Source organism: Amycolatopsis dongchuanensis (assembly GCF_039542405.1).
In the GTDB taxonomy this organism is placed as follows: Bacteria; Actinomycetota; Actinomycetes; order Mycobacteriales; family Pseudonocardiaceae; genus Amycolatopsis_E; species Amycolatopsis_E sacchari.
In genome coordinates, this window is sequence record NZ_BAABIB010000073.1 from 20846 (window position 1) to 30743 (window position 9898).

The 9898-nt window shown below is 71.1% G+C and carries 11 protein-coding genes; 5 read left to right on the forward strand and 6 right to left on the reverse strand.

The genetic code is table 11. The features are described from left to right. Window positions 1–18: 18 nt before the first annotated feature. The 3 genes from ABFX51_RS17165 to ABFX51_RS17175 are packed head-to-tail and all read right to left on the reverse strand — an operon-like array spanning window position 19 to window position 2634. Window positions 19–660 carry a response regulator gene (locus tag ABFX51_RS17165; protein WP_091504279.1) on the reverse strand — a complete coding sequence of 214 codons (642 nt, stop codon included), beginning with the start codon at window positions 658–660 and terminating at the stop codon, window positions 19–21. Continuing rightward, entirely contained in the window at window positions 657–2204 is a 1548-nt protein-coding gene (locus ABFX51_RS17170; protein WP_346054230.1) for a sensor histidine kinase, read from the reverse strand. Before ABFX51_RS17170 ends, ABFX51_RS17165 begins: the two co-directional genes overlap by 4 nt. A 34-nt stretch (window positions 2205–2238) precedes the next feature. After that, window positions 2239–2634, reverse strand: coding sequence for a pyridoxamine 5'-phosphate oxidase family protein (locus tag ABFX51_RS17175; RefSeq protein ID WP_346054232.1), 396 nt, complete (start codon window positions 2632–2634; stop codon window positions 2239–2241). Between the two features lie 190 nt (window positions 2635–2824). Between ABFX51_RS17175 and ABFX51_RS17180 the strand changes: the two genes are divergently transcribed. Further along, window positions 2825–3466 carry a hypothetical protein gene (locus tag ABFX51_RS17180; protein WP_091503600.1) on the forward strand — a complete coding sequence of 214 codons (642 nt, stop codon included), beginning with the start codon at window positions 2825–2827 and terminating at the stop codon, window positions 3464–3466. A 7-nt stretch (window positions 3467–3473) separates the two neighbouring features. Here the strand turns inward: ABFX51_RS17180 and ABFX51_RS17185 are convergent, their stop codons facing one another. The 3 genes from ABFX51_RS17185 to ABFX51_RS17195 form a co-directional block, all read right to left on the reverse strand. After that, complete coding sequence (locus ABFX51_RS17185; protein ID WP_091503601.1) at window positions 3474–3884, reverse strand: ChaB family protein; 411 nt, start codon at window positions 3882–3884, stop codon at window positions 3474–3476. Window positions 3885–3945: 61 nt separating this feature from the next. Further along, window positions 3946–4215, reverse strand: a complete 270-nt coding sequence (locus ABFX51_RS17190) for a DUF5709 domain-containing protein (RefSeq protein ID WP_091503603.1) — start codon at window positions 4213–4215, stop codon at window positions 3946–3948. A gap of 15 nt (window positions 4216–4230) precedes the next feature. Next, window positions 4231–5076 (reverse strand): SDR family oxidoreductase, encoded by an 846-nt coding sequence (locus tag ABFX51_RS17195; protein WP_091503604.1) that lies wholly within the window; start codon window positions 5074–5076, stop codon window positions 4231–4233. Window positions 5077–5231: 155 nt separating this feature from the next. On the opposite strand from ABFX51_RS17195, the gene ABFX51_RS17200 reads away from it, so the two are divergent. Genes ABFX51_RS17200 through ABFX51_RS17215 form a run of 4 tightly spaced genes read left to right on the forward strand, consistent with a single transcriptional unit; the run spans window position 5232 to window position 9233 of the window. Beyond that, a complete protein-coding gene (locus tag ABFX51_RS17200) occupies window positions 5232–6278 on the forward strand; it encodes an NAD-dependent epimerase/dehydratase family protein (protein ID WP_346054233.1) in 1047 nt (348 codons plus the stop codon). 10 nt (window positions 6279–6288) lie between these two features. Continuing rightward, window positions 6289–6906 carry a DUF47 domain-containing protein gene (locus ABFX51_RS17205; RefSeq protein WP_091503609.1) on the forward strand — a complete coding sequence of 206 codons (618 nt, stop codon included), beginning with the start codon at window positions 6289–6291 and terminating at the stop codon, window positions 6904–6906. Continuing rightward, complete coding sequence (locus ABFX51_RS17210; protein WP_218153365.1) at window positions 6906–7907, forward strand: inorganic phosphate transporter; 1002 nt, start codon at window positions 6906–6908, stop codon at window positions 7905–7907. The genes ABFX51_RS17205 and ABFX51_RS17210 overlap by 1 nt, the downstream gene beginning before the upstream one ends. A gap of 12 nt (window positions 7908–7919) precedes the next feature. After that, window positions 7920–9233 carry a M20/M25/M40 family metallo-hydrolase gene (locus tag ABFX51_RS17215; protein WP_091503611.1) on the forward strand — a complete coding sequence of 438 codons (1314 nt, stop codon included), beginning with the start codon at window positions 7920–7922 and terminating at the stop codon, window positions 9231–9233. Window positions 9234–9898: the final 665 nt, after the last annotated feature.

The window sequence follows — 9898 nt, forward strand, 5'->3', positions numbered from 1 at the left end:
CGCCATCCTGCCGGGAGATCAGCGCCGCCGGTTGCGCCTCGCGAGGTACACCGCGGCCTCGGTGCGCCGTTCGAAGCCCAGCTTGTGCAGCAGCGAGGACACGTAGTTCTTGACCGTCTTCTCGGCGAGGAACAGCCGCTCGGCGATCTGCCGGTTGGTCAGCCCCGCCGCGATCAGCTCCAGCACGCGCCGCTCCTGCGGGCTCAGCAGCTCGTATTGCGGATCGGCCTCGGCCTCGCCCCGCATCCGCTGCGCCACCGCGGCCTTCAGCTCCGGGTCGAGCAGCGAGCCACCCGCGGCGACGGTGCGGACGGCCTCGACGATGTTGGTCCCCGACACCTGTTTGAGCAGGTACCCCGCCGCGCCAGCCAGAACGGCGCCGAACAGGGCCTCGTCATCGGAGTAGGACGTGAGCATCAGGCACGCCGGCGGCGGGTCGACCAGGGTGCGGATGTCCCGGCACACCGACACGCCCTCGCCGTCGGGCAGGCGCACGTCCAGGATCGCGACGTCCGGCCGCAGCGCCGGGATGCGGGCCATCGCCTCGGCCGCCGTACCCGCTTCGCCGATCACACCGAGATCCGGCTCCGTGTCCAGCAGCGTCCGCAACCCCGCCCGCACCACCTCGTGGTCGTCGAGCAGGAACACCGAGATCGTCATGGCTCCTCCCGCCTGCCCGGCCGCGCCGTCCACACCAGCTTCGTCCCGCCCTCCGGCCGCGGCCCCACCGTCAGCGTGCCGTGCCAGCGGGCGGCGCGCTTCCGGAGGTTCGCCAGGCCCTGGCCGTGCGGCGAGCTGCCCGTGCACCCGACCCCGTCGTCGAGCACCGTGAGCGACAGCTCCCGGTTCCCGCGCTCCACCACCACTTCGACGGCCACGGAGTTCGCCCCGGCGTGGCGGGCCACGTTGGACAGCGCCTCCCGCACGGTCGCCAGCAGGTCGGCGCGCAGCGGCCCGGTGACCGCGGCGTCGAGCGGGCCGTCGAAGCTCACCCGGGGCTCGAAGCCGAGCATCGCCGTGCTGTCCTGCGCCATCCGCAGCAGGTCCGAACGCACCCCGCCGTGCGCCTCCGCGGGCTCCTGCAGGGAGAAGATGCTGTTGCGCACGTCCCGGATCGTGCGGTCGAGGTCCCGGACGAACCCGGTCACGCGCTCGGCGAGCTCGGGCTGCTTCGTCAGCCGGCTGAGCCCCTCCAGCCCGAGCCCGATCGCGAACAACCGCTGGATCACCAGGTCGTGCAGGTCGCGGGCGATGCGGTCGCGTTCCTCGAACACCACGAGCCGCCGCCGGTCCTCCTCGGCCCGCGCGAACTCCACGGCCAGCGCGGCGTGCGCTGCGAAGTCCCGCACCAGGCCGACCTCGGCGTCGGTGAACGGCTCCTCGTCGCGGAAACGCACCACGAGCAGCACCCCGAGCTTCTGCGCGCCCGCCTTCAGCGGCACCGCCACCGCCGAATCGAGGTCGGCGAAGGTGTCCGGTGCCCGGAGCCCGCTGTTGGCCTGCTGGATCGCCGCGTACCCGCCGTAGGAGCTGATCACGACCGGTTCGCCGCGGAGGAACGCGCGCCCGGACGCCGTGCCGTCGTAGGGGACGCGGGCACCGACGAGCCGCTCGTACCCCGGGTACGGCGAGGCGAGCACCTCGAACACCAGCGTGTCCGGCTCGGTTTCGCTGGGCAGCGCCACCGCACCCACCGGCGCGCCGGCCACGACCCGGGCGCGGTCGGCGATCGTGTGCAGGGTCGTGCCGCCGTCCTCACCGGCGAGCAGCGCCGCCGTGACCTGCTGGGACGCCTCGCGCCAGCGTTCACGGCGCAGGGTCTGCTCGTAGAGGACCGCGTTCTCGATCGCGATGCTCCCCGCGGCCGCCAGTGCGACGACCTCGCCGCGGTCCTGCTCGGTGAACCCGCCGTCCCGCCTGGCCAGGTACAGCCTGCCGAACAGGCCGTCACGGGTGCGCAGCGGCACCGAGAGCGTCCCGGGCCCGGACGGCAGGTCCGCGGGGGTGCGGTACTCGCGTGGTTCGCCCGCTTCGACGACCCTGCCCAGGCGCCCCCCGGGCAGCAGCTCGGCCAGCACGCCGTACTCGGCGCCGACGAGCCCGCACGCGGATTCGACGACACGACGCAGCACGTCGGGCAGGCTCAGGTCCGCCGCTATCCCGACCACCGCGTCCAACAACGCCCGCGCGCTGCTTTCGATCACTGGGGCTCCCCTGCCGGAGGCGAGGCCCCGAAGACTACCGCTTCACCCGCCGCCCGGAAACGACTTCGACGGGTACGCGCACGCAGCGCAACTGCCCGGCGGGGGAGCCGGAGGCCAGCTCCGGCCACCACGGCACCTCGCGCTCGGACACGGCGCCGGCCCGGCCGAGCACCGTGATCCACCAGCCCGCGTCGAGCCGGGGTTCGATGGCGTCCACCTCGAAGGCGACCACGCCGTCCTGCGCGGCGCCGAACAGGTCCGTGTCCGCCTCGGCGGGGAACCACACGGCGTCCTGCCCGTAGCAGAACCGCACGGGCTGCACGGCCGGGAGCCCGCGGCTGGTGAACACGACCCGCCCGACGTCCGCCGTGGCGAGCAACGCGAGGCACTCGGCCCGGTCGAGGACCTCCAGGCCGGACGGGTCGAACATCGGCGGCGGCCTTTCGGACGGGTGGGGGATTGCGCCCTCACGATCACCCCGCCACCCGGGCGCCGGTAGGGCCATTCGGCCCGGTGCTTTCCGACGTGCTGTCGCGGCGGCAACACGGGACACACACCGGCGGGCGCACCATGGGAGACAGGCTGGGGACCGGGTTCGCGGAGCGCACCGGAGGAGCGCCATGGATTCGCTGCAGGGTTTCGAGCCGCTGCTCATCGTGATGCTGTGGCTGCTGATCTCCGTCTACTCGCGTGTGGCGCTGCAGCGGCGGTGGCGCACGTCCGCGAGTCCCGCGCCCGCGCCGGCTTCGCGGTCGCTGCGGCTGCGCTGGGAGCAGGCGGGGGAGCGGTACCGGCGGCTGGCGGGGGAGTACGCCGGCTACGAGTCGGACCCGCTGGAGGTGCTGCGGCTGCCCGCGCTCGCCGACCCGGCGGTGCCCGCGACGGCCCGGTTCATCGAGGCCTTCAGCGAGGCCATGGCCCTGCGGACCGAGGAGTACCCGCCGGAGCCGATGGCGCGGGAGTTCGTCGACGCCACCGCGCGGGCCGAACAGGCGTGGACCGCCGCGCGGGAGGCGGCGGAGAAACTGCGCGCGTCGCGGTTCACGGCGGAGGAGCGGGGACTGCTCGCGCAGGCGGTGAAACTGCTGGAACTGGCGCACCGCGGCGCGACCCCGGCCGAGCAGGAAGCCGCCTACGCCGCCGCGCGGCAGGTGCTGGCCAGGCTCGAACGCAGTGCGGGCACCCGCCTGGACTGGCGGGTGCCCGCACGGGCGCGGCAGGTGGTCGACCGCGAGGGAAAGCCGCCCCTGCCGCCGTCCTGATACCGCGCTACTTCTTCTTGCGCGCCTTGGCGGTTTCCTTGGTGTTCGCGCGCTGCAGCGCCTTCACCAGCTCCGCCTTGTTCATCGACGACCGGCCCTTGATGTCGAGCTTCTTCGCCAGGTCGTACAGGTGTTCCTTGCTCGCCGAGGCGTCCACGCCGCCGGCGGTCTTCGTCGGCTTGCGGTTGGCGCCGCGGGCGGCCTGCTTGTCGGAGGGGCCCTTCTTGCCGCCCTCCTTCTCCTCCCAGTGGTCGCCGACCTTCTCGAAGGAGTGCTTCAGCGCCGCGAAGGCGGTCTGGTGCGCGCGGCGGCCCTCACCGTAGGTCTCGACCGCGGAGTCGTGGGTCTTCACCCACGTCTCCTGCGCCTTCTTGGGCGAGCGTTTCAAAGTGCTGGGCAGTGCTTCTCGTCCCGGCATGTCGGGAGCACCTCCACTCGTTTCGGTAACTCCCCGTAGGGGTGCCCGGGTGCGGCGGCCGTCAAACGCCGCCGTCCTCCACGTGCATCGCCTGCTCCTCGGCGCCCGTCGCGGGGTGCTGGGTGCCGCCGTCCTCGGCGATCGCGGTCTTCTCCGTGTCCACGAGTTCGTTGCTGCGGTCCGGCGCCGCGAACTGGCCGCCGGAGGCCTCCGAGTCGGGTTCCCTCGCGTAGTCCGGGTCCTCCGCCTGCCAGCTCTCCGGGTCCTCCAGCGTCTGCGGTTCCGGCTCCAGCTCGAGCCGTTCCTGCTGTTCGGACTTCTCCTGTGCCATGGTCGCCTCCTGTGCTCAGCCGGGCATCGTCTCGCCACCGAGGGCGGCGAGCACTTCACCCGTGTAGTAGGAAGAAAGCCGGTTCGCGGCGAGGAACACGTACGACGGCGCCAGCTCGTCCGGATGGGCCATCCGCTTCATCGGGACGTTCTCGCCGAAGGATTCCACGTGGTCCGGCGACATCGTGGCCGGGATCAGCGGTGTCCACACCGGACCCGGCGCGACGCAGTTGATCCGGATGCCGCGCTCGGCCAGCGCCTGCGCCATCGAGTACGTCCACGCGATGATCGCGCCCTTCGTCGCGGAGTAGTCGATCAGCTTCTTGTTGCCGCGCAGGCCGTTCACCGACGCGCTGTTGACGATCGCGCCGCCTTCGCCCAGGTGCGGCAGCGCGGCCCGCGTGACGCGGAAGTAGCTGTGGATGTTCACGTCGAACGTGTGCAGCCACTGCTCCTCGGTCAGCTCCTCCGGCGAGTCCAGCTCCCGCTGCGTGGCGATGTTGTTCACCAGCACGTCGAGCCCGCCGAAGGCCCGCACCGTGTCGCGGACGATCGCGCGGCACCGCTCGCCGTCGGCCAGGTCGCCCGGCAGCAGCAGGCACTGCCGTCCTTCCGCGCGCACGAGTTCCGCGGTGCGCTCGGCGTCCTCGTGCTCCTCCAGGTACGCGATCGCCACGTCGGCGCCCTCCTTGGCGAAGGCGATCGCGACGGCGCGGCCGATGCCCGAGTCACCGCCGGTGACCAGTGCGCGCTTGTCCTTGAGCAGGTCGCGGCCGGTGTAGTCGCTCATCGTGTCCCGCGGCTGGGGATCCATCTCCGCCGTGGTCCCCGGTGGCCGCTGTTGCTGGGGAGGTTTGCTCATGCGGCCTCCTTTCGGACGCGGCAAGCCGCGGCAGCGCCGTTGGCCAGCATGGTGTTCGATGATTCGCTCGCAAGCTCGCTCATGCGGCCGAGATGCCCCAGCCCGGGGAACCCCAAACGCCGGTTGAACCCCTGGGGCCCGGGTACCCGCCGCGCATGCGAGTCGTGGTGACCGGAGCGAGTGGCAACGTGGGCACCAGCGTCGTGGAGGCGCTCAGCGCCGATCCGGCGGTGTCCTCCATCGTCGGCATCGTGCGCCGCCAGCCGGGGTGGACGGCGTCGAAGACGGAGTGGGCGCTGGCCGACGTCGCCAAGGACGACCTCGGCTACCTCGTGCGGGGCGCGGACGTCGTGATCCACCTCGCATGGCTGTTCCAGCCGACGCACGACCCCGTGAGCACCTGGACGGCGAACGTGCTCGGCAGCATCAAGATGTTCGAGGCGGTGGGCCGGGAACGGGTGCCGGCGCTCGTGTACGCCTCGTCCGTGGGTGCCTACTCCCCGGGGCCGCAGGACACGCGCGTCGACGAGAGCTGGCCGACGCACGGCTGGCCGGAAGCGGCCTACCCACGCGAAAAGGCCTACCTGGAGCGCTACCTCGACGGGTTCGAGCCGCGCCACCCCGACACGCGCGTGGTGCGGATGCGGCCGGGCTTCATCTTCAAGCGGGAGTCGGCCTCGCAGCAGCGGCGGCTGTTCGCCGGGCCGCTCGTGCCCAACTTCCTCGGCCGGGCCGGGCTGCTGCCCGTCATCCCCGACGTGCCGGGGCTGCGGATGCAGGCGCTGCACTCGGCCGACGTGGGGCAGGCGTACCGGCTCGCCGCGGTGAAGGACGTGCGCGGGGCGTTCAACGTCGCCGCCGAACCCGTGCTCGACGCCGACGTCCTGGCGGAGCTGCTGGGCGCGCGGAAGGTGAAGCTGGCGGGCTGGGCGCTGCGCGGGCCGCTCGCGGCGGCCTGGCGGCTGCACGCCGTGCCGGCGAGTCCGGGGCTGTTCGAAACCGTACTCCGCCTGCCGGTCATGGACACGGGCCGGGCACGCGCGGAACTGGGCTGGTCACCGGGTTACAGTGCCACCGACGCCATCGGGGAGTTCCTGGGCGGGCTGCGCGAGGGTGCGGGGCTGGACACGCCTCCGCTCGCCCCGGACGGCCCGCGCGGGCGGCTCCACGAACTCAGGACGGGCGTCGGCAGCCGACCGTGAGAGGACCTTCGTGCGCCTGACCCCGCGCGACACCCGCTTCTTCGACCTGCTCACCACCGCCGCGGGCAACCTGGTGACGGGAGCGGGCCTGCTGACCGAGCTGATCTCCGTGCCCATGGCGGAACGGGAGAAGGTCGCCCAGCTCATGCACGACACCGAGCACCTGGGCGACGACGCGACCCAGGAGATCATGCTCCAGCTCAACACCTCGTTCATCACCCCGTTCGACCGGCAGGACATCCAGCTGCTGGCCTCCCGCATCGATGACGTGCTCGACGACATGGACGAGGCGGCCGACCTGGCGGTGCTGTACCGGATCGAGCAGTTCCCGCCGGGCGTGGAGGCGCTCGTCGAGCTGCTCGGGCGGGCCGCCACGCTCACCGCCGAGGCCATGCCCGGGATGCGCAAGGTCACCGAGCTGAGCGCGTTCTGGGAGGAGATCAACGCCATCGAGGACCAGGCCGACGGCGTGTACCGGCGGCTGCTCGCGCACCTGTTCAACACCGACGGCGCCGACCCGCTGACGGTGATGAAGACCAAGGAGGTCATCGACCGGCTCGAGTCGGCGGCCGACGCCTTCGAGCACGTCGCGGACGTGGTGCAGACCATCGCGGTCAAGGAGTCCTAGTGGACGGGACCACGCTCGGTCTGGTCCTCGTGATCCTGCTGACCGTCTTCTTCGACTACACCAACGGCTTCCACGACGCGTCCAACGCGATCGCGAGCGCGGTGTCGACCAAGGCGCTGTCGCTGCGGGGCGCGCTGATCCTGGCGGGTGTGATGAACCTGCTCGGCGCGCTGCTGAGCACCGGGATCGCGGTGACCGTCGCGAAAGGACTGATCGACCCGCCGCAGGGCTCGGCCGCGCTGAGCGTGGTGTTCTCCGCGCTCGTCGGCGCCGTCGCGTGGAACCTGATCACCTGGTACTTCGGGCTGCCCTCGTCGTCCTCGCACGCGCTCGTGGGCGGGCTCGTCGGCGCGGCGCTCGCGTCGGCGGGCACCGTGCACTGGGGCGGGGTGCTGGAGAAGGTGCTGATCCCGATGGTGCTCTCGCCGCTGGTCGGCCTCGTCTTCGGTTACCTCGGCATGGTGGCGGCGCTGTGGCTGCTGCGGCGGCGCAACCCGCACAAGGTGGGGCACGTGTTCCGCCGTCTGCAGATCCTGTCGGCGGCGAGCCTCGCGCTCGGGCACGGGCTGCAGGACGCGCAGAAGGGCATGGGCATCATCGTGCTGGCGCTCGTCGCGAGCGGGCAGCAGAGCCTGTACACGGTGCCGCTGTGGGTGACGCTGCTGTGCGCGGTCTCGCTGGGGCTGGGCACGTACTCGGGTGGCCTGCGGATCATGCGGACGCTCGGCCGCCGCGTCTTCCCGCTCGACCCGCCGCACGGTTTCGTCGCGGAGGCGGTCGGCTCGTCCGTGCTGTACCTGACGGCGTTCGCGTTCCACGCCCCGGTTTCGACGACGCACGTGATCACGTCGGCGGTGATGGGCGTGGGCGCGACGCGCCGGTTGTCGGCGGTGCGCTGGGGTGTGGCGCGGGACATCGTGCTGGGCTGGGTGCTGACGTTCCCGGCAGCCGCCGCGGTGGCCGCGCTCGCCTACGGGGTCACGCGCCTCGTCGTCGGATGATAGGAATGCGGGGTGAGCCAGATCGAGATCGCGGCCGACGAGGCCGTCACGCTGACCAGCGACCTGATCCGCATCGACACCACGAACACCGGTGATCCCGCGACGCTGGTGGGGGAGCGGGCGGCCGCGGAGTTCGTCGCCGAGAAGCTCACCGAGGTCGGCTACGAGATCGAATACGTCGAGTCGGGTGGCAAGAACCGGCACAACGTGATCACCCGCCTGCCGGGCGCGGACCGTTCACGTGGCGCCCTGCTGGTGCACGGGCACCTCGACGTGGTGCCCGCCGATCCCGCCGAGTGGTCGGTGCACCCGTTCTCGGGTGCGGTGCAGGACGGCTACGTGTGGGGCCGGGGTGCGGTCGACATGAAGGACATGGTCGGCATGACGCTGGCCGTGGCGCGGTACTACAAGCGCGAGGGCATCGTCCCGCCGCGCGACATCGTGTTCGCGTTCCTGGCCGACGAGGAGGCCGGCGGGAAGTTCGGCGCGCAGTGGCTGGTGGAGCACCGGCCGGAGCTGTTCGAGGGCGTGACGGAGGCGATCAGCGAGGTCGGCGGGTTCTCGGTCACGCTGAAGGACGACGTGCGGGCGTACCTCATCGAGACCGCCGAAAAGGGCATCCGGTGGATGAAGCTGCGGGCGCGCGGCACGGCCGGGCACGGCTCGATGATCCACCGGGACAACGCCGTCACGAAACTCTCGGAGGCCGTGGCGCGGCTGGGTAACCACCGCTTCCCGCTGGTGCTGACGGACTCCGTGAAGGAGTTCCTCGCGGGCGTCACCGAGATCACCGGGTGGGACTTCCCGGAGGACGACATCGAGGGCGCGGTCGCGAAGCTGGGCAACATCTCGCGGATGGTCGGCGCGACGCTGCGGGACACGGCGAACCCGACGATGCTGACGGCGGGCTACAAGTCGAACGTGATCCCGTCGGTCGCCGAGGCGGCGGTGGACTGCCGCATCCTGCCCGGCAGGCTGGAGGCGTTCAACCGGGAGCTGGACGAGATCCTGGGCCCGGACATCGAAAAGGAGTGGATGGAACTCCCGCCGGTGGAAACGACCTTCGACGGTGCGATCGTCGATGCCATGACGGCCTCGGTACTGGCAGAAGACCCGGGCGCGCGAACCCTGCCGTACATGCTGTCGGCGGGCACGGACGCCAAGTCCTTCCAGTCACTGGGCATCCGGAACTTCGGGTTCGCACCCCTGAAGCTGCCCGCGGACCTGGACTTCTCGGCCCTGTTCCACGGCGTGGACGAGCGGGTGCCGGTCGAGGCGCTGAAGTTCGGGACACGGGTGCTGGACCGGTTCTTCCGGGCGGCGTGAGGGGCAAAGCCCCTGCCTAGAGTTGGGTGATCATCCCGTCGCCTGAAACCGGTGGATCACTTTGAGGGGCAGCCGCAACCTTTTTCGAGACCGGCGGTTGCCTTGCCAGGCTTGCGGCTGGTCCTCAAAGTGATATGCACAAACCGCAGGCGACGGGATGATCACTCAACTCGACCACCTCGCGAAGGTGAGATCCCTTTGGGTCCCGATCATCCTGGAGCCTGCCCGCCGGCCAATACCGCTAAGTTTAGGCGAGTTTCCGCAGCTCAGAGGCGTTTGGAGGCGTCGCCCACAGAGCGGTCACACCCCGACAGAACAGTTGCCTCAATTGAAGATTCCCCTCAACCGCAACGGCGACTGTCTTAAGTGGAGAACCGCCTAACCGGCGGGAACGACTGAACAGAGCCTCCGGTAACGCCCTGACCAGGTAAAACGTACTAACTTAGCGGTATTGGCCGCCGGCGAGGCATTCTTTTGATCTTTGGGCTGGCTTCCTCGCTGGTCAAGTCGGGCACGGGGTCTCCCGGCGCTGGCGCGCCTGCTGAGCGGCCCCACCCCCGCCCCGATCCTTGAGTGTTCACGGCCGCTCCACCGCGTCAAGGGCGCTCAGTGTGAGGGTGTGGGTGGGCTGTGGCTTGGTGGTTATGGTCCGGTTTGGTTGCGTG

Coding starts and splice junctions, on each gene's coding strand:
- ABFX51_RS17165 (WP_091504279.1), bottom strand. CDS start 660: ATGACGATCTCGGTGTTCCTGCTCGACGACCACGAGGTGGTGCGGGCG.
- ABFX51_RS17175 (WP_346054232.1), bottom strand. CDS start 2,634: ATGTTCGACCCGTCCGGCCTGGAGGTCCTCGACCGGGCCGAGTGCCTC.
- ABFX51_RS17180 (WP_091503600.1), top strand. CDS start 2,825: ATGGATTCGCTGCAGGGTTTCGAGCCGCTGCTCATCGTGATGCTGTGG.
- ABFX51_RS17185 (WP_091503601.1), bottom strand. CDS start 3,884: ATGCCGGGACGAGAAGCACTGCCCAGCACTTTGAAACGCTCGCCCAAG.
- ABFX51_RS17190 (WP_091503603.1), bottom strand. CDS start 4,215: ATGGCACAGGAGAAGTCCGAACAGCAGGAACGGCTCGAGCTGGAGCCG.
- ABFX51_RS17195 (WP_091503604.1), bottom strand. CDS start 5,076: ATGAGCAAACCTCCCCAGCAACAGCGGCCACCGGGGACCACGGCGGAG.
- ABFX51_RS17200 (WP_346054233.1), top strand. CDS start 5,232: ATGCGAGTCGTGGTGACCGGAGCGAGTGGCAACGTGGGCACCAGCGTC.